Here is a 20,063-nt window from a genome sequence, read left to right as displayed (position 1 = left end):
CCCTCGTGGTTGCCTGTGACGTTCCCGTCGGCCGCCTGGTGCGACCGTTCAGAAGCGATGACGCAATTCGTAGGCGAACAATCTTGCGGGCGCAACGGCGCCGAGCCCTCGATCGCTGCCGCTCAGAGGCGGTCGGCGGCGCGCGACGAGAAGGGGTGGGACGACCACGGATCGGCACCCTGCAGGCCCTGGAGGCGATTGTCGCTGCTGCCGCGGCTGCGCTCGGAGGCCCGCCTGATCTCCTGCTGCCACTGGCGATAGGAGACGAGTTGCTCCCCCCCCAGCGCACTGCTGCCGCCATTCCCGGAGATATAGGGCTGGGGGTCGACGAACTGGCCGTTCACGATCACCGAGAAGTGAAGGTGCGCGCCAGTCGACCGGCCGGTCGAGCCGACATAGCCGATCAGGTCCCCCTTTCGGACGCGTATGCCGGGGCCCATCCCCTCGGCGAAGCGCGACATGTGCGCATAAAGCGTCTCGAAGTTTTCGGCGTGGCTCAACTTCACCGTACGGCCGTAGTTGAAGTACCAGCCCTGGTGATTGATGACGCCGTCGGCGGCTGCGTAGATGGGGTCGCCGGTCTTGCCCTCGAAGTCGATGCCGTTGTGGAAGCCGCCGCCGCTCTTGCGGCCATAGTACCGGCGCGTGCCGAACGGCGAGGACTGGCGGGCCTCCGGCCGCGGATTGGCGAGCGCGGTGCCACCGAGCCGGCGGCCCTGATCGTCGAACCAGCCCTCGGGCTGGTTCTGGGGAGCGAACCACCAGAAGGATTGCCTGGCGGTGCCGTCGCCCAGGCTCGCGACGAGGATGCGCGGTGTGCCATCCATCGTGCGCCCCTGGACGACGTCGATCCTGGCGGCGGCCGGCGCGAAGCCGGAGAGTGCCTGGGTCAGTTCCTTCAGAGCGGCCGGATTGGAACCCGTCGGGGCGAGGCTGGTCGCCAGCGTGGCGCTGCTCGCTTTCACTGTCTTGACCGAATCGGGAACTACCGCGCGGGCGCCCGGGCTGGTACTGGGCGGCGCGGAGCCCGGCAGGCTCGAGACTCGCTCGTCGTCGTCCTCGGTGGCGCCAGGAGCGAGTTTGAAGCCGAACGCGCCATCGGCGCTGCGGGAGAGGTCGACGGCCAGCGACTTGTTCGAATAGAGCTGAAGGGAGACCAGCCGCTTGGGCTGGCCGGCGCCCTGGGGGGCCAGCACGGCACGGCCGGAACTGGCGGCCTTGACCTCGGGCTGGCTCAACGCCTTGCCGACGGCGTCGGCGGCGGCCTGGGCGTCGTTGGGGTCGACGTGGAGGCTGACGAGTTGCTGGGCGACCGAGCTGTCGGCCGCGATGGAGAAGGCCTGCACATCCTCGCTGGGGACGGCCGGCGCGGGCCTTGCGGCGGGTTTCTTGAACTGGTTCTTGGGCGGGGCCTTTACTTGGGCCATCGCGTCGACGGCACAAAAAGTCGAAGAGATCACAAAGGTCGCTGCCATGAGGCTGCGGACGGTTCGCCAGCTATGGGCGCGTTGGAAACGCGTCATGGTGGACGTCATCGGTCGGCCGCTCCCGTTCCATTGAACGCTACTGATTGACAGGTGAGGCGACCAACGACCCACCGACCTCCCCCGGTCGGTGCCCCCGCGTGCCTCGCTTGAAAACGATACTGGCCACGGAGTATCCACAAGTCCAACAAAAAGTTGCAAAAATGCAACACCCGCGCAAGGTCCCTAACATGTTGAAAAGGTTATGATTTCACGCTCAGACGTGTTTTCAATCGCTAAAGGTCACAGTGGGCAACCTTTCCGATTGCTGCATTTGCGAAGAATCGGATAGCGCGCCCGCACCCCGGCCGCGGAGCCGGGGCCAGTGCCCGTCATGCCGTACCGCGAGGTCGATCGCGAGCTCCATGGCAGTGATCGCGGTCACCGACTCTTAACCGAGTATCGATCCCCCCTGGGATTGACCGGCACGACCCTTCCGCCATAACCGGCCTGACGGAGCATCTGCATGACGGCGCGGTGCCCGCGGGACGCGTTGGTTGCAGCACAGGCGCAGGAGAACGAGATGGCCGATCCGATCGACCTTCTGATCCAGGGACGCGCCCACGATCTGGGCGGTGGCTTCGCGGTCCGCCGCGTGCTCCCCAGCGTCAAGCGGCGCACCGTCGGGCCCTTCATCTTCCTCGACCATTTCGGCCCGATGGACGTGCCGCCGGGCGGCGGCATGGAAGTCCGGCCGCATCCGCATATCGGTCTGGCCACGGTCACCTACCTGTTCGACGGCGGCATCTACCATCGCGACAGCCTGGGCTACTCGCAGGCGATCCGTCCGGGCGACGTCAACTGGATGACCGCCGGCAGCGGCATCGTCCACAGCGAGCGGACCGAGCCGGAGATGCGGGCCACCGGCTTCCGCATGCACGGCGTCCAGACCTGGGTGGCGCTGCCCAGGGCGCACGAGGAGACGGCGCCCGCCTTCGAGCATATCGAAGCGGCGCGGCTGCCGGCCTGGACCGAGGGTGGGGCCTCGCTGCGTCTGATCGTCGGCACCTATGCGGGTCGCACGGCGCCCACCACCCACTTCTCGCCGATCTTCTATGTCGGCGTGGAGATGACCGCCGGCGCAACGCTGGCCATCACGCCCGATCACGAGGAGCGCGCGATCTACCTCGCCGAGGGCATGATGGTGGTCGGCGAGAGCCAGCTCGGTGTCGGTGACCTCGCGGTGCTGGCGCCCGGCCAGACGGTCGAGGTGCTGGCCGGTCCGGAAGGCGCCAAGGCGATGCTGCTGGGCGGCGCCAAGATCGACGGCCCGCGTCACATCTGGTGGAACTTCGTCTCCTCGAGCAAGGAGCGGATCGAGAAGGCCAAGGAAGACTGGCGCGAGAAGCGCTTCGCCATGGTGGCAGGGGACCCCGAGTTCATCCCGCTGCCGGACCGGTAGATCTGTACGAAGGACCCGTCGTCTCGACCGGAGCGCGCAGCGCGGAGTGGAGGGACCTTCTCTCCGCGATTTGGCGGCTTTTTGTCGAACGAAGGTCTCTCCACTACGCCTCGCTACGCGAGGCTCCGGTCGAGACGACGGGAAGGCTACTTCTTCTCGACGTTCCAGAACACCGTGATGGGCGACTCGATGTTGCCCGTCACGCCCTTGCGCCGGGCCATGGGCTGCAGGAACTGGCCGAGCGGCACCGTGACGCCGCCTTCCAGGATGCGCTTCTGCACCTGCTCGGCGATCTCGAACTGCTTCTTCGCATCGCCTTCACCGACGAACGCCAGGCGCAGCTTCTCGATCTCCTCGTCGAGCGGCCAGCCGAACTGTGCGCGGTCGCCGCTCGCCTCGGCATAGTGGTTGTTGACCGGGTCGATCAGCAGGACCGCGGCCGCCGCCGTCATCGCGATGTTCCAGCCGCCCTCGGCCACCGGAACCTTCTTGGCCCGCCGGGCGACCAGCGTCTGCCAGTCCATCGACTGCATGTCGACCTTGAAGCCGCCGCGCTCCAGGAGCGTCTTGGCGACCGGTGCGAGGTTGGTCAGGACGGCGAGATCGGTCGACTGCAGCAGCACGATCGGCGTGCCGTCGTAGCCGGCTTCCTTCAGGATCTTCTTCGACTCATCGAAGCGCGACTCCAGGATGCCGTCGGTGCCGGCCGCGTTCTCGAGCGGGGTGCCGCAGCCGAACATGGCCTTGCAGACCTTATAGTAACGCGGATCGCCGATGACGGCCTGCAGGAAGTCCTTCTGGTTCAGGGCGATCATGGCGGCGCGCCGGTAACGCACGTCGTTGAACGGCGGCTGCTTCCAGTTGAAGCGCAGGATGTAGGTCGAGCCGAGCTGGTCGGGAATGACGATCTCGACGTTCTTGTCCTTCTCGAGCACCGGCAGCAGGTCGTGCGAGGGCTGCTCGATCATGTCGATTTCGCCCTGCTGCAGGGCGTTGATCGCGGTCTGTGTGTCGGGGATCGACACCCACTCGACGCGGTCGACCTTGGCGACCTTGCCGCCGGCCAATCCCGAAGGCGGCTCGGCACGGGGCTTGTAGTCGGGATTGCGCAGGTAGACGACCCTCTCGCCGGGCTTCCACTCGTCCCGCTTGAAGATGAACGGGCCCGAGCCGGTCGTGTCGGAGATCTGCTGGGTCACCGGCGTCTCGGCGACCCGCTTGGGCATGATGAAGAGGGGGACCGAGGATGGCTTGGCCAGCGTCCTCAGCATCATGCCGTAGGGCTGCTTCAGGACGATCTGGAAGGTCCGGTCGTCGATCGCTTTCATCTCCCGGGTCTGCTTGCCCATGAGGCCGCCCAGCGTGTCCTTGTCGGTGAAGCGCTTGATCGACGGCAGCACGTCCGCCGCGGTGACCGGCTGTCCATCATGCCACTTCAGGCCCTCGCGCAGCTTGAAGGTCCAGGTGAGCTGGTCGTCGCTCACCGTCCAGCTCTCGACCATTTGCGGCCGCGGCTCGAGCTTGGCGTCAAGAGCGAACAGCGTATCGTAGATCATGTAGCCGTGGTTGCGGCCGATGTAGGCGGTGGTCCAGACCGGATCGATGATCTTGAGATCCGAGTGCATGACGGCCTTCAGCGTCTTGCTCGGCTGGGCATAAGCGGGCGTTGCGATGAACAACGCCAAGGCGGCAAACAGAGCACGACGCAGCATGAAAGGCTCCCTTAATTTGATGTCGGAGGACTCCAGCTCGCTTCTTCGTCGAGCGGGTAGACGGGCCTCGGCAGCTTGGTCCAAGTGAAGTTCGCCAGGACCGGCGACGTCAAGCCCGGACAGTCGACTTCGTAGATCTGTTCCGGCTTGAAGAACTCGTCGAAGCCGCCGCGGAAGTGGCCGCGGCTCTTCACGACCACCGTGCGGGCCTCGGCAATGTCCAGGCCGAACATCTCGAACTGGCGCGGATCCATGCACTGGCAGCGGATGCTGATGACCACGATGAGGATGCCGCCGAGATCGAGCAGCACCGACGGCCCCATGTCGGCCGAAACGTTCCTGAGCACGCCGCGCCGGCCGACATACTGGCCGTCGGAGAGCTTGACGACCTTCGCTTCGCAATCGAAGGGCAGGGAGAATTCATGGTGCTCCTGCGTGTTGAACGAGGCGTTGAAGATCGCGCCTTCGCCCAGCTCGTGCGCCTGGGCGGCGAGCGCCGCGTCGTTGAACACGCCGAAATAGACGCCCTGGGCCCGCGCCCCCTTGAGCGCGCGCAGGAGATAGGTGGTGTTGCCGCGTCCGCCGCCGCCGGGATTGTCGGCGACGTCGGCCAGGATGATCGGCTTGCGGCGCTTGTCGCGGCCGATGGCGGTAGCGTGCTGGACCGCATCGGCCAAAGTCATCATCTCCCGCTTGAAGCGCTCCCTCGTCCCCCAGGCGCGCTGGGCGATGTCGAGCGCCAGGTCGGCCGCCGCCTTAGCGTTGCCGTTGCGCGCCGTGACGACGGCGGTGAGGCCGTTCTTGGGACTGTCGCTGTAGGCGAAGCCCGCCATCACCGAGACGTTGAGGATGTCTCCGCCGACCTTGGTCTGGCCGTACTTGATGAGGTCGGCATAGGGGCCGCGCGCGGTCAGCAGGGCGATCTGCGGCGGCACCAGCGGGATCTTGACCATCTCGACCGCGGTGCGCGTACCGGCCAGCAGCTCGCGCATGTGCCTGGCCGCCTCGACGCCGCGCTCGTAGATGTCGACATGCGGGTTCTCGAGATAGCCGACGAAGACGCTGAGATTGTCGGTCATGCGCCGCGAGACGTTGGCGTGCAGGTCGAACACAGAGACGATGGGCACCTCGGGACCGGCGACGCGGCGCAGCATTTCGAACAGGTCGCCGTCGGGATCGTCCGTTCCCTCTGCCAGAGCCGCGCCATGGCAGGAGACGAAGATCGCATCGACCGGCAGGACCGATTTCAGGCCGGCCTCGATCTCGGCGAGATAGGCCTTGAAGAACTGTTCCTCGACCGGGCCGCCGGGCTGCGCCAGCGAGACGCGCAGCGGCACCGGGGTCCAGTTGCCGGTGCGATCCATCTCGGTGAAGAAGCCGGGCAGGTCGGGCATGGTGATCGACTTGCCGGAGCGCGCCTCGCTCACGATGCGATTGCCGCGGATGTCGACGTCATGCTCGAAATCCTCCGCCGTCGTCACCGGCGCGAACCGGTTGCATTCGATGGCGAAGCCGAGCACGGCGATACGCGGATTGTCCTGGGACAAAGAAACCTCCTAGCGCGGTCGCGCGAGGAACGCGTCGACCAGTGCATTGAATCTAGCGGCCTGCTCGAAGTATGGCGAGTGCCCGGCGTCGTCGATGGTCTCGGCGTGGCCGCAGGGCAGGCTTGTCGCGATGGCGCTTGCCAGGAAGGGCGGGAAGACGACGTCTTCGCCGCCGGCGATCAGCAGCGTGGGCACGCGAAACGTCGTGAGGTCGGCGAGCGTGCGCGTTGCGGTGCGGCGCAGTCCGGCCCGCAGCTTCTCCTTGTCGAGCGCGCCCGCCATCTCGTCGATGCTGCGATAGAGGAGATGAAGCGCGGGGAAGCGTTCGGCCGCACGTTTGCCGATCGCCGGGTGGATGCCGCACGCCATGCCGGCGGCGATCGTGGTTTCGGCCGCCGCGAGCCAGGCATCGTATGCAGTGCCGCCGGACGGATCGCTGCCGCGCCGGTCGAGCGTGCCCGAGGTCGAGCTCAGCACCAGCGCCTTCACGTGGTCCTGATGGGCGAGCGCATATTCCAGCATCGTCCAGCCGCCCATCGACTGCGCGACCAGGCGTACGTCGGGAAGGCCGAGATGATCGATCAGGGCGGCGAGGTCGCCGGGGTAGTCGGCCGGATCGACGCCGCCGGCGACCGGATCGGACGGCGCGAAGCCACGATGGGCGAAGGTCACGCAGGTGTAGCGGGGCGCGAAGTGCGCCACCTGCTGCCACCAGCTCAGGTGATTGCCGCCCAGCCCATGCGCGAAGATCACCGCCGGTCCGTTGCCCGAGACCTCGTAGTAGAGATTGCCGAACGGGCGCTTCAGCCGACCGACGGTGCGGGACGGCGCGGCGTAGGAACTCATGGAGCCTCTCCTCTGCAAGAGGATCAGACTAGAGCCCACGATGCATAGCGGCCAGCGTCCCGCCGCGAACAGATGGAACTTGCTTTCGAACGGCGAGCCTTCCTCGCCGGCAAGGTGCGCCACGGCCAGCTGAAAGACCGCCTGCGACACAGCACCGGCCGCGACATGGATCGCGTCAGGGCAGCGCGAGGATCCGCGTCACTTGGAAGAAGCGGCCTTCCTCAACAGCGCAAGGCCACGGGCCGCCTTGCCACGCCCGCGTTCGGCCCGAAGGGCGAAGCGCGCCTCGGCATCGGCCTCCGCAATGGCGACGGTCGCCATTTCCTCGATGAGACGATTGACGCTGGTACCTCGGCGACGCGCGAGGGACTTGAGGCGCGCATGCTTGTCATCGGGCAAACGAAGAGTAAGTGCGCTCATCCTGTATGCTCCTTGATGAATTTCTCGGGCGTAACGACAAACAGCTGAGGAAATCTCAGTTCCATCCGGCCGACATGGCGAACGTTTCTCGTCACGACGTGGCTTGCGCCCCCTGCCAAGGCAAGTTCGATAAGGTGATTGTCCGCCTCATCGCGCAGGTTCGGCCGCCAGCCGAAGTAAATACGCGTCCATTCATAGTGCGCCAGGAAGACATCCAGGAGTTCGCTTCTCTCTTTTGCAGACAGCCGCGATCGCGCGAACAGAGACCTGCGCCCGAGGACATCTTCGTATTCCGCCAGCAATGCCGAACCCATCAGCGGCACTGCACGCCTTTGCAAGCATGCGGCGACGACGGTGCTCGACGCGCCGATCCCGAGGCAGGCTCCGATAAAGACGTTGGTGTCGACGACGATGATCACAAAAGAATGGTAGCAAATTTGCCACCATCCAACCAGCCGTCTGAAGATGCAATTCCTCGACGGTCTTGACGACGATGACCGAGGGCATCGTCGCTCTCCTCAGACGAGGGGGTCGGTATTGAACGCTTCGAGATCGGTCGTGAGATCGGTGAACTGGCCGCCGAGCTTGTCCAGCACGTCCTGCGCAAGCGTCTCCGGCGCACCGGCTTCGAGGCGTGCGACCGGCCGCGGCTGCCCGAACAGGAAGACCTCGCGGCCGCGCACGCCCAGCAGCTGGCCGGTGATGGCCTTGCCGTCGGGCGAGCAGAGCGCCGTCACCAGGTTGGCGACATCGTGCGCGCCGATCTTCAGCGCGCGCTCCTTGTAGGTCTTCTGTGCCTCGTCGGCCGGCTGGATCATGTCGGTGACGCGGGTGCGGGCGAACGGCGCCACGGCGTTGGCCGTGATCTGTGCCTCCGCGAGGTCCATCGCGGTGGCGCGCGTGAGCCCGAACAGTCCGGCCTTGGCGCTGGCATAGGCTGCCTGGCCCAGGTTGCCGTAGAGTCCGGCCGAGGAGACGATGTTGACGATGCGTCCCCAGTCGTAGGCGTCCCCCTTGTTATCCTGGCCCCCGCGGCCCGACTTGCCTTGGTCGCGCATGACGCGCGAGGCGGCGTTGATCAGGTAAAAGGCCGAGGAGAGGTTGGTGCGGATCACCGCGTCCCAGTCGGCCGGATCGGAGCGGAAAACCAAAGCGTCGCGCAGGATGGCGGCATTGTTCACGACGATGTCGATGCCGCCGAAGGTCTTGACCGCGAGGTCGACGAGCTGTTTGCCGACGCCCGGCGAGGCGATGCTTTCGGTGAAGGCGACGGCGCTCCCGGCACCTGCTTTGTCGTTCAGTTCCTTGGCTGCCGTACGCGCCACTTCTGGATCGCCGCCATCACCAGCGATCGACGTTCCGTTGTCGGCCACGATGACCTTGGCGCCTTCGGTCACCAGCGACTCTGCGATGGCGCGGCCGATGCCGCGGCCGGCGCCGGTGACGATGGCGACGCGCCCCGGCAGCAGACCGCTCATTGCTCCGCTCCGGTTTTCTTGGCCAGGCTCGCCATCTCGGCCGCCGTGTAGAAGGCGTCGGCATGAATATCGATGCGCCGCATGCCGCGCTGTTCCAGCAGCAGGGTCGCGGCCTCGACCATCACCGGCGGGCCCGCGAGATAGGCCGTGCATCCGTCGACCTCGTCGAAATCCTGGGCGACCGCCTCGTGCACCAGCCCCTGGCGCAGGCTCGAATCGCCGCCGTCGCTCAGCACCGGAATGAAATGCAGGTTCCTGTGCTTCTCGGCCAGCGCCGCGAAGTGGTCGTGGAGATAGAGGTCGCGTTCGTTGCGGACGCCGAAATAGAGATAGATGTGCTGCGGCAGTTCCTTCTGCAGGGCGCGCTCGACGACCGACTTGATCGGCGCCATGCCCGAGCCGCCGGCGACGGCGATGATGGGGCCGCGATGGCTTTCGCGCAGGTAGGAAGCACCGAACGGGCCCTCGACCCTCACCTGGTCGCCGACCCTGAGCTTCTCCGCGACATGGGCGCTGGTGGCGCCGCCCGACGTGCGGCGGACGTGGAATTCGAGGATCGGGTCGCCCGGCACGTTGGCCATGGAGTAGTCGCGCGGCGGGCAGCCCTCGAAGGTCACGGAGGCGAACTGGCCGGCCGAGAAGTCGAAGGGGCCGCCCGAGACGAGCTCGAGCCGGATGCGCTTGATGTCATGCGTGGCGTCGTCGAGGGACACGACCTTGCAGGTGAGCAGCCGGCGCGGATGGACGATCAGGTCATCCTCCTCAAGCCAGGCGACTTCGCATTCGTCCCACGGCACGGCGCGGCAGGCGAGGATCAGGCCGCGGTCCTTCTCCTCGTCGGACAGCGCGAACTCGGAATAGCCCTCCATCGCCACCTCGCCCTTCACGAGATGCGACTTGCAGGCGCCGCAGTTCCCGGACTGGCAGCCGAACGGATAGGAGATGCCGGCATCGAGCGCGGCTTCCAGGATGGTGGCGCCGGTCGGCACGTCGATCGTGCGGTCGGCGGAGGCGATGCGAACTTTGAAACTCATCTGGTGCGCCAGCGAATGGGTGTGCTTCCGAAACAGTCCGCGTCTAGCGTTCCGGCGAAGGGCCGTCCACCTGCGGCACTCGACCGGCCTTTCGACCGCCGAAACGGGAACCCTGATCGACCTGCTGGAGAAGGTGCGCGCGTCGGCGCGTTCGCTATAGTCCGCGCGCCATGAGCTCAGCCCATCCAGACTTCCAGAATTTTCCCAGGGATCTCGTGCACGACTCGGAGATGCTCGAGATCCTGCGCGCAAATCCTCCCGAGGTGTTGAAGACACTGAACGGCGAACTGCTCGATATCGACTCGACGCGCGGCTATGCGCGGTTCCGGTTCGAGATCGTGCCGGCCTTCTGCCATTCGCAGGGGCGCGTCTGCCAGGGCGGCTTCCTGACCGGCATGGTCGACACGGCGATGGCCAATGCCGCCATCGTCAAGGGCAAGCTCGGCGTCGCCGTGCCGACGCTCGAACTCAAGATCAGCTTCTTCGAAGCGATGGGGCCAGGCCTCGTCTATGCCGAGGGCCGCGTGATGCGCTGGGGCGGCTCGGTCGGCTTCCTCGACGGCGATCTCAAGGACGAGAAGGGCCGCCTGATCGTCCACTCGACCTCGACGATCAAGATCGTCCGGCCGAAGGTGAAGGCTTAAGCTCCGTCGTCGAGACGACGAGCTTAACTTCCGAACCGCGCCTGCCAGTGCTCGGCGATCTGGCGGCGCGTCGCGAACCAGGCGCCGCCCTTCTGCTTCATGTGCGACACGATGCGGTCCAGCGCGGCGATGCGGCCGGGGCGGCCGATCATGCGCAGGTGCAGGCCGATCGACATCATCTTCGGCGACTTCTCGCCCTCGGCCCACAGCGTGTCGAAGGCGTCGCTGGTGTAGTCCGCGAAGTCGCGCGCCGAGACGAAGCGGTGGAAGCCCTGGTGATAGTGCATGTCGTTGGTGTCGAAGCTGTAGGGCAGCACCAGGTGCCGCTTGCCCGCGACCTCGACATGAAAGGGCAGGTCGTCGGAATAGTCGTCGCTGTCGTAGAGGAAGCCGCCCTCCTCGACGAGCAGACGTCGCGTGTTGGGCGAGGGCGTCGAGCGGGTGTGCCAGCCGACGGGCCGCGTGCCGGCGATTTCGGTCAGCGCCTTGACGGTGCGGGCGATGATCTCGCGCTCCTTCGCCTCCTCCATGTGGGCATGCTTTTCCCAGCGCCAGCCGTGGCAGGAGATTTCATGGCCGCGCGCGACCGCGTCGTGGATCAGCCAGGGCGAGAGTTCGGCCGCGAGGCCGCAGGTGCTGACCGTGGCCGGAACGCCCAGCCGCTCCAGCGAGTCGGCGATGCGCCACCAGGCGGCCTTGGTGCCGTACTCGAAGTGCGACTCCATGCACCGGTCGGGAACGCCCACGACCTCGTCGGTGACCTCGTAGACCTTCTCGTTGTGGGCGTCGCCCGCCGACAACGACATCTCCGCGCCTTCCTCGAAGTTGATCACGAAGGAGACGGCGACCCGCGCGCCGCCAGGCCATTGCGGATCGGGTGGCGTGCGGCCGTAGCCCTTGAGATCGCGCATCGCGGTCACGACTCCCGATGGCCGATGATGTCGGCCAGGGGGCCGGCGAGACCCTTGGAGTCCTTGGCCGCGGGCCGGCGATAGGTGCCCTGGGTGGCCTTGCGCGGATTGAGCCGCACCAGCCCCTCGGCCATCGTCACCGCGGCCTGGATACCGTCGACCAGCGGCACCGGCACCCTGTCGCGGATCGTGTTGGCCATGCCGGCCAGAGGTGCGCCGGCCAGGATGACCACGTCGGCGCCGTCGTTCTTCACCGTGCCGAGGGCGAGGTCGATCAGGACCTGTTCCTTCTCGTGCTGCACGTCGTCGATCGAGCGGAAGCCCTCGTCGGGCGTGCGGATGGCGGCGCAACGACTCGACATGCCGTGCCACTCGACGATCTCGGCAAACCAGGGCTCGAGCGCCTTGGCAAAGCTCACGATCGCGAACCTGCGGCCGAGCGTACAGGCGACCAGCATCGCGGCTTCCGCCATGCCCACCACGGGGAAGTCGAACAGCTCGCGCGCCCCGCCCAGGCCCGGGTCGCCGAAGGCTGCGACGATGGCCGCATCGAAGGTGCCGCGCCGCTCGGCCAGCATCTCGAGCATCATGGCGCTGCCGATCGCGGCTTCGGCGCGCGTGGCGATGTAGGGCACGCCGCGCGGCGCGGTCATCGGCAGCAATTCGGTGCCGGGGCTCGCGACGAGCCGGCCCGAGGCCACGAGACGGTCGGTGACGCCGGTGGAGGTATTGGGATTGGCGACGAGGATTTTCATGAGACCATTCTTAGAGGTCGGCGAGCGTGCGCAAGCCCACGAGCCAGTCGCCGATCCACGCGCACCAGGATAGCGAGCAGAGCGAGACCGTCGGCGACAGGATTGGAAGCAAGGGCCGTGCCTATTGCGGTCCCCTGAGCCGTGCCACTTCCTCCTCCAGTTCCTTGATCCGCTGGGCGAGACTGTCGACGGCCGGGGCGATGTCGGCCTCGCTGTAGCGCGGCACGATGTGCTGGCGGCAGTTGATGTCCCAGGCCTCGATGGTGAAGGCGATCGCCCGCTGTGGGCGGGCGCGATAGGCCGGATCGACCAGACGCTCCATCAGTTCGAGGTCGCCCTCCACGATTCGCGCCCGGCCCCAGAGCTTCAGGCGCTGCTGGGTGGCGAAGTGCAGGACGAAGATGTGGGCGCGGTCGTTTTCCCGCAGGTGGCCGAGCGAGATGTACTGCTGGTTGCCGGCGAAATCGGCGAAGGCCAGCGTATGCGTTCCGATGGGCTTCAGGAACCCCGGCGGCCCGCCGCGGTGCTGCATATAAGGTCTCCCGTCGGCGCTGGCCGTGGCGAAGAAGAACGTGTCGATGACGCCGAGGAAGCGGCGGAGATCGTCGGTGATCTCGGTGTTCCAGGTCCGGCCCTCGAACTGGGCGCGCGATCCGAGACGCGTCTGCTCCGCCTTCACTCCGGCTGAGAACATCACGTCTTCGGGATCGCTCATCCCAGCCGCTCCATCGTCACCCCAGCTTCTTGCCGAGCTCGCCCGCGATTTCCTGGATGAACTGCCAGGCGACGCGGCCCGAGCGGGACCCGCGCGTGATCGACCATTCGACCGCCCGCTTGCGCAGCTCATCCCTGGGGATGTCGAGCTTGAAGAACTCGCAATAGCCTTCGATCATCGCGAAGAACGTGTCCTGGTCGGCATTGTGGAAACCGAGCCACAGGCCGAAGCGATCCGACAGCGAGACCTTCTCCTCGACGGCCTCGGACGGGTTGATGGCCGTCGAGCGCTCGTTCTCGATCATGTCGCGCGGCATCAGGTGGCGCCGGTTCGAGGTCGCGTAGAACACGACATTCTCCGGCCGGCCCTCGATGCCGCCGTCGAGCACGGCCTTCAGCGATTTGTAGGCGGCGTCCTGCCCGTCGAAGGAGAGGTCGTCGCAAAACACGATGAAGCGGCGGCTCGAATCGCGGATCATGGTGAGCAGCGCGGGCAGCGAGGGAATATCCTCGCGATGGATCTCGATCAGGGCCAGGGGGCCCGGAGGTCCGCCCATCTCGCGGTTCACATGGGCGTGTACGGCCTTCACGATCGAGCTCTTGCCGGCACCGCGCGAGCCCCAGAGCAGCGCATTGTTGGCCGGCAGGCCCTTGGCGAAGCGCCGCGTATTCTCGACCAGCGTCTCTTTCTGGCGGTCGATGCCGACCAGCAGGTCGATGTTGACGCGGTTGACCTTGGGGACCGCTTCGAGGCGGTGCCCGGCCGCGTGCCAGACATAGGCTTCCGCCCCGTTGATGTCGGCGCCGGGAGGGGTCGGAGGCGCCAGGCGGTCGAGCGCTGCCGCAATGCGTGAAATAGTGGCTTTAAGGTCTTGATCCATTGTCGCCGGCCGCTGAAAAGGGGGGCGACCATATCGTCCCCGGCTTGCGTTGCAAAGCGGGGGGAGACCGCTATAGTCCGCGCGCTTTTTCGACGGCCGGAAGACTCGGGAGCAGAAGATGTTTATTTCGCAGGCGTGGGCGCAGGGCACGGGTGGCGGCAGCGGGGATTTCCTCGTTCAGCTCTTCCCGTTGGTCCTCATCTTCGTCGTTTTCTACTTCCTGCTGATCCGTCCGCAGCAGGCCAAGGTGCGTGCCCAGCGCGAGATGCTGGCCGGGGTGAAGCGCGGCGATCGCGTCGTCACCGGCGGCGGCATCATCGGCCTGGTCACCAAGGTGATCTCGGACAACGAGGTCCAGGTGGAACTTGCCGAGGGCGTGCGGGTTCGCATCATCAAGCAGACGATCACCGACATCCTGACGCGCGGCGAGTCGGTGCGCGGCCCGAAGGAGAGCAGCGAAGAGGACGACAAGCCCATGCTGCCGCCGCCGGCCCCGGCGCCGGAGCGCAAGAGCCTGCTGGGCGGCCTGTTCGGCGGCGGCAAGAAGTAACGGCCGAAGAAGGGCTCAAATCGGCATGCTCAACCTTCCGCGCTGGCAGACCATCGCCATTGCCGTCATCACGCTTCTGTCGGCGCTGTTCGCCCTGCCGAACCTGCTGCCGGCCAGCGTGCTGCAGCACCTGCCGCAATGGTATGCGACCAGCCGGATCAATCTCGGCCTCGACCTGCGCGGCGGCGCCCATTTCCTGCTGGAAGCCGACCTGCGATCGGTGCTGACCGAGCGCCTGACCAACCTGTCGGACGCGGTGCGTGCGGAATTGCGCAAGCAGCAGGTGCCGTTCCGGGACGTGACGGTCGACGCCGGCAAGAATCTCGTGGTCACCCTGCGCGACGAGGCGAACCGGTCCAAGGCCCTCGAGGCGATCCGGGCGGTCGATCCGGCGCTGGCGCTGTCGGGCAGCGGCGACACGATCCGGGTGGCCTATTCCGCGCAGGAGCTGGCGACGCGAAAGAAGGAGGTGATCGACCAGTCGATCGAGATTCTCCGCCGCCGCGTCGACGAGACCGGTACGCTTGAGCCGACCATCACCCGCCAGGGCGACGAACGCATCCTGCTGCAGGTCCCGGGCATCAAGGATACGAGCGACCTCAAGCGCAAGATCAACCAGACCGCCAAGCTCACCTTTCATCTGGTGAACGAGGACGTGGCCGCGACCGGCCAGAACATCCCGCAGACCCTGCCGCCCACCACCTTCCTGGTGCCGACGCGCGAAGGCATGCAGGAACTGCGCCGCACGAATCCGAAGGCCTGGGAGGATATCCAGGCCGCCAATCCGCGCCTGTCGCCGGAGCAGATATGCCGGCGTTACCAGCCGCAGTGCCTGCCCGTGCTGAAGCGCGTGGTCGTCGGCGGCGAGGACCTCGACGATTCCAAGGCCACCTTCGAGCAGCAGCAGGGCGGCCGCCCGATCATCAGCTTCACCTTCAACTCGGCCGGCGGCCGCGCGTTCTGCGCCGCCACCCGCGCCAACATCGGCAAGCGGCTGGCGATCCAGCTCGACGGCGAGATCATCAGCGCCCCGGTCGTGCAGGGCGCGATCTGCGGCGGCAGCGGCATCATCACCGGGAGCTTCACGACCCAGCAGACTCAGGAACAGTCGCTGCTGCTGCGCTCCGGCGCGCTGCCGGCGACGCTCACCATCATCCAGGAAAGCACCGTCGGCGCCGACCTGGGCGCGGACGCCATCCAGGCGGGAACCGTGGCGGCGCTGGTCGGCACGGCGCTGGTCGCGATCTTCATGTTCGTGGCCTACGGTCCGGTGTTCGGCGGTTTCGCCAACCTGGCCATGCTGGTGAACCTCCTGATGGTGTTCGCCGGCATGTCGATCCTGGGCGCTTCGCTCACCCTGCCGGGCATCGCAGGCCTCGTCCTCACGGCCGGCCTCGCTGTCGATGCCAACGTGCTGATCTACGAGCGCGTGCGCGAGGAGAAGGCGCTGGGCCGGTCTCCGTTCAGCGCGCTCGCCACGGGTTACGAGAAGGCGATGTCGGCGATCATCGACGCCAATCTCACGACCCTCATCGCCGGCGTCCTGCTGTTCGGTTTCGGCTCCGGGCCGATCCGCGGCTTCGCGACGACCCTGACGCTCGGCATCATCACCTCGATGTTCAGCTCGACGATCTTCACGCGCATGCTGCTTTCGGTCTGGGTGCGCTGGCGCCGTCCCGCCGAACTCGTGATCTGAGGCGCAGCCATGTGGAAGCCTGTCCGCCTGTTCACCTTCAAGAGGAAGTTCGACTTCCTCGTCCATCGCCGCGCCGCACTGATCATCTCGACCCTGATCAACGTCGTGGCGATCGTCGGTGTCTTCACCATCGGCCTCAACTTCGGCATCGATTTCAAGGGCGGCATCGCCATCCAGGCCAAGGCCAAGGATGGCACGGCCGAACTCGACCAGCTGCGCACCGTCGTGGGAAACCTGGGCGTCGGCGAGGTTTCCCTGCAGGAATTCGGCGATCCCAGCACCGTCCTGATCCGCGTCCAGCGCCAGGAGGGCGACAATCAGTGCGTCGCCGGCGCCCAGCGCGTGATGCAGAAGGCGGCCGGTCAGGGCTGGCAGGTGAAGCCGGGCGCCGCCGGAACCGGTGACGTCGATTTCACGTCTCCGGCCGCGCTCGATGCCGCCAGCTGGCGCGATGCGGTAAGCCGCGCCGGTCTGACGCTGCAGGAGCGTCAGCTTCCGCGCGGTTCGACCAACACGGCCAGGATCGACATGTCGGTCGAGCAGCGCGCCGAATGGTGCCAGCAGGTCGCGATCAAGCTGGTCGAGGATGCGATCGGCAGCAACTACGAACTGCGCGGCACCGAGTCGGTCGGCCCCAAGATTGGCGACGAGCTGATGCGCAGCGGCATCTGGGCCGTGATCGCCACCATGTTTGCGATCGCCATCTACGTCTGGGTGCGCTTCGAATGGCAGTTCGCGGTCGGCGCGCTGATTGCCATGCTGCACGACGTCATCTCGACCATCGGCATCTTCGTGCTGTTCCAGCTCGACTTCAGCCTGACGGCCCTCGCTGCGGTTCTGACCATTGCCGGCTACTCGATCAACGACACCGTCGTGATCTTCGACCGCGTGCGCGAGAACATGCGCCGGTACAAGAAGATGCCGCTGATCGATCTGCTGAACCACAGCGTCAACGAGACCCTGTCGCGTACCTTGATGACCTCGGGGACGGTGTTTGTGGCCGTGGCGGCGCTGGTCCTGTTCGGCGGGCCGGTCCTGCAGAGCTTCTCGGTGGCCATGCTCTGGGGCGTCATCGTCGGCGCCTATTCCTCGGTCTGGGTCGCCTGTGCGGGCCTCGTCTATCTCGGCCTGCGCCCCGACCAGCTTCGCCCGGCCGACGACAAGGCTGACCAGGGCGACAAGGCGGAGAAGGCGGGGGCGTGAAGCCGCCACTCCCGGGACCCGCCGACAAGACCCTGCCGACACCCGATCCGGCACAGGTCCAGTACATTCGCAGCTACGGTCCCGGTCGCTTCATGATCAGTGATCGTGAATGGCGGTCGCCGGTGCTGGTGACGCCGAGCGTTACCCATCCCTGGGCGATCACGCGAGCCGGGGATTTCACTGTCGAAAGTCTGGCGCCACTGCGCGGGGCGGCGGTGCCGACGGAGATCCTCGTCCTGGGCTGTGGCGCGCGCGCCGTGTTCGTTCCGCCCGATCTGCGGGCGGCCCTGAAGGCGGCCGGCATGGGCCTCGAGGTGGTCGATACGGGATCGGCCTGCCGCATCTACAACGTGCTGCTGGCCGAGAGCCGGCGGGTGGCGGCGGCCCTCATTCCGCTGTAGCGGGCGATGGTGGTCCCATGAAAACGGGGCCCCGCGGGGCCCCGTTTCGTTGTTCGTACAGTGGGAGTGGTCCGTCAGATCGGCGCGTTCTGCTGGGCCACCATGCAATAGAGCATGCCGATCGAGAACATGGTGTTGAAGCGGCTGGCATAGAGCGCCCTCGTCGCCGCTGCAGCCTTCTCCTCGGCCGTGGCTTCGACGAGACCCAGGACCTTCTGCTGGTTCGGCCAGATGATGAACCAGACGTTGAAGGCCATCACCAGCGCCATCCACATGCCGACGCCGATCATGATGAAGCCCGGACGCAGGGTCAGCGCCTCGATGATGTACTTGTTCATCGCGGCCAGCAGCAGGCCGGTGACGACGGTTGCGACGGCGGCGTAGCGAAACCACCACAACACGGTCGGCGCGATGAACTTGGTGATGGCGGTGCGGCTTTCGGCAGGCTGGATCTTCGGCATGGTGGGCACCTGCACGAAGTTCAGGTACCAGAGCAGGCCGATCCACATGACACCGCAAATCACGTGCAGCCACCGCATGATGACCGTCGCATAGGCATGGTCGATCTTGATCGACTGTCCGGTCACCGCGCCGGCGCCCACGATGATCAGGATCAGGAGCACGATACCTGCGGAAACGGTTCGTCCAAGCGAGGTAAACACGGCACCCATGTTGAACTTCCCCTTTTATGTCATTGAAGGGATTAATGAATCCCCGATCGCTGTATCCTAGTCTGAAGCCGCACTGCGTTCAACTGTCGCACCTTCGCCTTTGATCCCTATGTCCGACTCCCCGCCCAAACCCTACAGCGCCGCCGAGGCATCGCACCGCTACGTTCTCGACCTCGTGCACGGTGCCGACCGCGAGCGCTTCCTCGGCGCCCTGTTTGCGCCGGAGCCGCAGCGCCGCGGGCTGCTGGCGCTGCTCGCCTTCGATCACGAGCTGGCGCGGACCCGCAGCGTGACCCGGGAACCAATGCTGGCGCGCATCCGGCTGGAATGGTGGCGCGAGGCGATGGCGGAAGCCGCGGGGGCGGGCAAACCCCGCGCCCAGCCCATCGTCGACGCGCTCGCGGAAACGGTCCGCCGGCACGGACTCGCGCTCGAAAGCCTGGTCGATCTGATCGACGCGCGCGAGGAAGAGATCGAGGGACCGCTCGACGTCATGCGCGCCGGCCATGCGCTGGCCGACCTGGAGCTCAGCGTCCTGGGGGTCGAGGACGCAGCGTCCCGGCAGGCGGCCCACGCGGTCGGCGCGGCCTGGCTGATGGGCGAAGGCCCCGAGCGCGACCAGCTCGTGGGCGACGCGCGGGCGCTGCGCCGCAAGGTCGATCCGGCCGCCCTGCCGATCCTGCTGCCGGCGCTCTCGCTCGGTCGGCCGCTGGGGCCGCTGCGGCGACCGTTGGCCTATTGGTGGTCGGCGAGGCGCGGGCGATACTGAAGGGCAACCCGGGAGGAAGCGTGGCACGCGCGAACGCAAACGGTATCGAGATCGAGTACGAGACGTTCGGCAGCCGGAAGGATCCGGCCCTGCTGCTCATCATGGGCCTGGGCGCCCAGCTCACGCTCTGGCCGGAATCGCTGTGCGAGGGGCTGGCCGGGCGGGGCTTCTTCGTCGTGCGCTACGACAATCGCGATGTCGGCCTGTCGACGGACTTCGAGCGGTGGGGCGTGCCCGATCTCATGGGGGCCTTCGCCAAACTGATGAAGGGCGAGAAGGTCGAGACGCCGTACCTGCTGGCCGACATGGCGGCCGATGCGACCGGCCTGCTCGACGCGCTGGAGATCGATCGCGCGCACATGGTCGGCGCCTCGATGGGCGGCATGATCGCCCAGGTGATCGCGGCCTCCCATCCGCAGCACACGCGCTCGCTCGTCTCCGTCATGTCGACCAGCGGGCGCCTCGGCCTGCCGATGGGCAAGCCCGAAGCCGTGGCGATGCTGTCGGCGCAGCCCGAGGGGACGGAGCGCGAGCAGCTCGTGGCCCACGGCATCAAGTTGCGCACCGTCATCAGTGGCCCGGGCTATCCGACGGACGCTGCCGCGATGCGCGCCCTGGTCGAACGCAACATCGACCGGCGCTACTATCCGCCGGGCGCGGCGCGGCAGTATCTGGCGATCATGGCCTCGGGCCCGCGCGTCGATCTCCTGAAGACGGTCAAGGTGCCCACCCTGGTGCTGCACGGCGAGGACGATCCGCTGCTGCCTGTCGAGTGCGGTCGCGACGTCGCGGCTCTCGTGCAGGGCGCGAAGATCGAGACCTTTCCCGGCTGGGGACACGACGTGCCCGAGCAGATGGTGCCGAGGCTCGTCGAGAGCGTTTCGAAGTTCTGCAAGGCTGCCTGAG

At 66.7% G+C, this 20,063-nt stretch carries 21 protein-coding genes; 8 read left to right on the top strand and 13 right to left on the bottom strand.

Features of this window, described 5'->3' with window-relative positions; all coding sequences use genetic code 11:
• Positions 1–122 precede the first annotated feature (122 nt).
• Entirely contained in the window at positions 123–1,427 is a 1,305-nt protein-coding gene (locus Q7V45_RS01440; protein WP_304845756.1) for a peptidoglycan DD-metalloendopeptidase family protein, read from the bottom strand.
• A gap of 619 nt (positions 1,428–2,046) precedes the next feature.
• Here Q7V45_RS01440 and Q7V45_RS01435 point away from each other — a divergent pair.
• A complete protein-coding gene (locus Q7V45_RS01435; RefSeq protein WP_304845753.1) occupies positions 2,047–2,925 on the top strand; it encodes a pirin family protein in 879 nt (292 codons plus the stop codon).
• 146 nt (positions 2,926–3,071) lie between these two features.
• Here Q7V45_RS01435 and Q7V45_RS01430 read toward each other — a convergent pair whose 3' ends face one another.
• From Q7V45_RS01430 to Q7V45_RS01400, 7 genes are all read right to left on the bottom strand, one after another.
• Complete coding sequence (locus Q7V45_RS01430; protein WP_304845750.1) at positions 3,072–4,637, bottom strand: ABC transporter substrate-binding protein; 1,566 nt, start codon at positions 4,635–4,637, stop codon at positions 3,072–3,074.
• Between the two features lie 11 nt (positions 4,638–4,648).
• Entirely contained in the window at positions 4,649–6,184 is a 1,536-nt protein-coding gene (locus Q7V45_RS01425; RefSeq protein ID WP_304845747.1) for a M81 family metallopeptidase, read from the bottom strand.
• A 9-nt stretch (positions 6,185–6,193) separates the two neighbouring features.
• Positions 6,194–7,030, bottom strand: coding sequence for an alpha/beta fold hydrolase (locus Q7V45_RS01420; RefSeq protein WP_304845744.1), 837 nt, complete (start codon positions 7,028–7,030; stop codon positions 6,194–6,196).
• 198 nt (positions 7,031–7,228) lie between these two features.
• Positions 7,229–7,450 carry a ribbon-helix-helix protein, CopG family gene (locus Q7V45_RS01415; RefSeq protein ID WP_304845741.1) on the bottom strand — a complete coding sequence of 74 codons (222 nt, stop codon included), beginning with the start codon at positions 7,448–7,450 and terminating at the stop codon, positions 7,229–7,231.
• Positions 7,447–7,869, bottom strand: coding sequence for a putative toxin-antitoxin system toxin component, PIN family (locus tag Q7V45_RS01410; RefSeq protein WP_304845738.1), 423 nt, complete (start codon positions 7,867–7,869; stop codon positions 7,447–7,449). Before Q7V45_RS01410 ends, Q7V45_RS01415 begins: the two co-directional genes overlap by 4 nt.
• A 99-nt stretch (positions 7,870–7,968) precedes the next feature.
• A complete protein-coding gene (locus Q7V45_RS01405; protein ID WP_304845735.1) occupies positions 7,969–8,928 on the bottom strand; it encodes an SDR family NAD(P)-dependent oxidoreductase in 960 nt (319 codons plus the stop codon).
• On the bottom strand, positions 8,925–9,962 hold the full coding sequence (locus Q7V45_RS01400; protein ID WP_304845732.1) for a 2Fe-2S iron-sulfur cluster-binding protein: 1,038 nt from the start codon (positions 9,960–9,962) through the stop codon (positions 8,925–8,927). The genes Q7V45_RS01405 and Q7V45_RS01400 overlap by 4 nt, the downstream gene beginning before the upstream one ends.
• Before the next feature lie 170 nt (positions 9,963–10,132).
• Here Q7V45_RS01400 and Q7V45_RS01395 point away from each other — a divergent pair, with 170 nt between their 5' ends.
• Complete coding sequence (locus Q7V45_RS01395) at positions 10,133–10,606, top strand: PaaI family thioesterase (RefSeq protein ID WP_304845729.1); 474 nt, start codon at positions 10,133–10,135, stop codon at positions 10,604–10,606.
• A 23-nt stretch (positions 10,607–10,629) separates the two neighbouring features.
• On the opposite strand, the gene Q7V45_RS01390 is transcribed toward Q7V45_RS01395, so the two are convergent.
• The 4 genes from Q7V45_RS01390 to Q7V45_RS01375 all read right to left on the bottom strand — a co-directional run bounded on the left by Q7V45_RS01390 (position 10,630) and on the right by Q7V45_RS01375 (position 13,867).
• The gene (locus Q7V45_RS01390; protein ID WP_304845726.1) at positions 10,630–11,517 is read right to left on the bottom strand and encodes a polysaccharide deacetylase family protein; all 888 of its coding nucleotides are present in this window, start codon (positions 11,515–11,517) and stop codon (positions 10,630–10,632) included.
• A 5-nt stretch (positions 11,518–11,522) separates the two neighbouring features.
• The gene (locus tag Q7V45_RS01385) at positions 11,523–12,272 is read right to left on the bottom strand and encodes an aspartate/glutamate racemase family protein (protein WP_304845723.1); all 750 of its coding nucleotides are present in this window, start codon (positions 12,270–12,272) and stop codon (positions 11,523–11,525) included.
• Positions 12,273–12,393: 121 nt separating this feature from the next.
• The gene (locus Q7V45_RS01380) at positions 12,394–12,987 is read right to left on the bottom strand and encodes a pyridoxamine 5'-phosphate oxidase family protein (RefSeq protein WP_304845720.1); all 594 of its coding nucleotides are present in this window, start codon (positions 12,985–12,987) and stop codon (positions 12,394–12,396) included.
• A 16-nt stretch (positions 12,988–13,003) separates the two neighbouring features.
• Positions 13,004–13,867 (bottom strand): ATP-binding protein, encoded by an 864-nt coding sequence (locus tag Q7V45_RS01375; protein WP_304845717.1) that lies wholly within the window; start codon positions 13,865–13,867, stop codon positions 13,004–13,006.
• 118 nt (positions 13,868–13,985) lie between these two features.
• On the opposite strand from Q7V45_RS01375, the gene yajC reads away from it, so the two are divergent.
• The 4 genes from yajC to Q7V45_RS01355 are packed head-to-tail and all read left to right on the top strand — an operon-like array spanning position 13,986 to position 17,717.
• Positions 13,986–14,417: a preprotein translocase subunit YajC gene (gene yajC, locus Q7V45_RS01370; protein ID WP_370692536.1), complete on the top strand. Its 432-nt coding sequence runs from the start codon at positions 13,986–13,988 to the stop codon at positions 14,415–14,417.
• A 25-nt stretch (positions 14,418–14,442) separates the two neighbouring features.
• Entirely contained in the window at positions 14,443–16,113 is a 1,671-nt protein-coding gene (gene secD, locus Q7V45_RS01365) for a protein translocase subunit SecD (protein ID WP_304845714.1), read from the top strand.
• Positions 16,114–16,122: 9 nt separating this feature from the next.
• Complete coding sequence (secF, locus tag Q7V45_RS01360) at positions 16,123–17,316, top strand: protein translocase subunit SecF (RefSeq protein WP_304845711.1); 1,194 nt, start codon at positions 16,123–16,125, stop codon at positions 17,314–17,316.
• A complete protein-coding gene (locus tag Q7V45_RS01355) occupies positions 17,313–17,717 on the top strand; it encodes an Mth938-like domain-containing protein (RefSeq protein WP_304845708.1) in 405 nt (134 codons plus the stop codon). Before secF ends, Q7V45_RS01355 begins: the two co-directional genes overlap by 4 nt.
• Positions 17,718–17,791: 74 nt before the next feature.
• Here the strand turns inward: Q7V45_RS01355 and Q7V45_RS01350 are convergent, their stop codons facing one another.
• Positions 17,792–18,388 carry a urate hydroxylase PuuD gene (locus tag Q7V45_RS01350; protein ID WP_304845705.1) on the bottom strand — a complete coding sequence of 199 codons (597 nt, stop codon included), beginning with the start codon at positions 18,386–18,388 and terminating at the stop codon, positions 17,792–17,794.
• Between the two features lie 109 nt (positions 18,389–18,497).
• On the opposite strand from Q7V45_RS01350, the gene Q7V45_RS01345 reads away from it, so the two are divergent.
• Positions 18,498–19,157 carry a squalene/phytoene synthase family protein gene (locus Q7V45_RS01345; protein ID WP_304845702.1) on the top strand — a complete coding sequence of 220 codons (660 nt, stop codon included), beginning with the start codon at positions 18,498–18,500 and terminating at the stop codon, positions 19,155–19,157.
• Positions 19,158–19,177: 20 nt separating this feature from the next.
• Complete coding sequence (locus tag Q7V45_RS01340; RefSeq protein WP_304845699.1) at positions 19,178–20,062, top strand: alpha/beta hydrolase; 885 nt, start codon at positions 19,178–19,180, stop codon at positions 20,060–20,062.
• The last annotated feature ends 1 nt before the right edge of the window (position 20,063 follow it).

Source organism: Reyranella sp. (genome assembly GCF_030651995.1).
Taxonomy (GTDB): Bacteria; Pseudomonadota; Alphaproteobacteria; order Reyranellales; family Reyranellaceae; genus Reyranella.
This window is presented reverse-complemented; position numbering and strand designations above follow the sequence as displayed.

Coding starts and splice junctions, on each gene's coding strand:
- Q7V45_RS01345 (WP_304845702.1), top strand. CDS start 18,498: ATGTCCGACTCCCCGCCCAAACCCTACAGCGCCGCCGAGGCATCGCAC.
- Q7V45_RS01380 (WP_304845720.1), bottom strand. CDS start 12,987: ATGAGCGATCCCGAAGACGTGATGTTCTCAGCCGGAGTGAAGGCGGAG.
- Q7V45_RS01350 (WP_304845705.1), bottom strand. CDS start 18,388: ATGGGTGCCGTGTTTACCTCGCTTGGACGAACCGTTTCCGCAGGTATC.
- Q7V45_RS01420 (WP_304845744.1), bottom strand. CDS start 7,030: ATGAGTTCCTACGCCGCGCCGTCCCGCACCGTCGGTCGGCTGAAGCGC.
- secF (WP_304845711.1), top strand. CDS start 16,123: ATGTGGAAGCCTGTCCGCCTGTTCACCTTCAAGAGGAAGTTCGACTTC.
- Q7V45_RS01415 (WP_304845741.1), bottom strand. CDS start 7,450: ATGAGCGCACTTACTCTTCGTTTGCCCGATGACAAGCATGCGCGCCTC.
- Q7V45_RS01390 (WP_304845726.1), bottom strand. CDS start 11,517: ATGCGCGATCTCAAGGGCTACGGCCGCACGCCACCCGATCCGCAATGG.
- Q7V45_RS01405 (WP_304845735.1), bottom strand. CDS start 8,928: ATGAGCGGTCTGCTGCCGGGGCGCGTCGCCATCGTCACCGGCGCCGGC.
- Q7V45_RS01400 (WP_304845732.1), bottom strand. CDS start 9,962: ATGAGTTTCAAAGTTCGCATCGCCTCCGCCGACCGCACGATCGACGTG.
- yajC (WP_370692536.1), top strand. CDS start 13,986: ATGTTTATTTCGCAGGCGTGGGCGCAGGGCACGGGTGGCGGCAGCGGG.
- Q7V45_RS01430 (WP_304845750.1), bottom strand. CDS start 4,637: ATGCTGCGTCGTGCTCTGTTTGCCGCCTTGGCGTTGTTCATCGCAACG.
- Q7V45_RS01435 (WP_304845753.1), top strand. CDS start 2,047: ATGGCCGATCCGATCGACCTTCTGATCCAGGGACGCGCCCACGATCTG.
- Q7V45_RS01440 (WP_304845756.1), bottom strand. CDS start 1,427: ATGGCCCAAGTAAAGGCCCCGCCCAAGAACCAGTTCAAGAAACCCGCC.
- Q7V45_RS01375 (WP_304845717.1), bottom strand. CDS start 13,867: ATGGATCAAGACCTTAAAGCCACTATTTCACGCATTGCGGCAGCGCTC.
- secD (WP_304845714.1), top strand. CDS start 14,443: ATGCTCAACCTTCCGCGCTGGCAGACCATCGCCATTGCCGTCATCACG.
- Q7V45_RS01395 (WP_304845729.1), top strand. CDS start 10,133: ATGAGCTCAGCCCATCCAGACTTCCAGAATTTTCCCAGGGATCTCGTG.
- Q7V45_RS01385 (WP_304845723.1), bottom strand. CDS start 12,272: ATGAAAATCCTCGTCGCCAATCCCAATACCTCCACCGGCGTCACCGAC.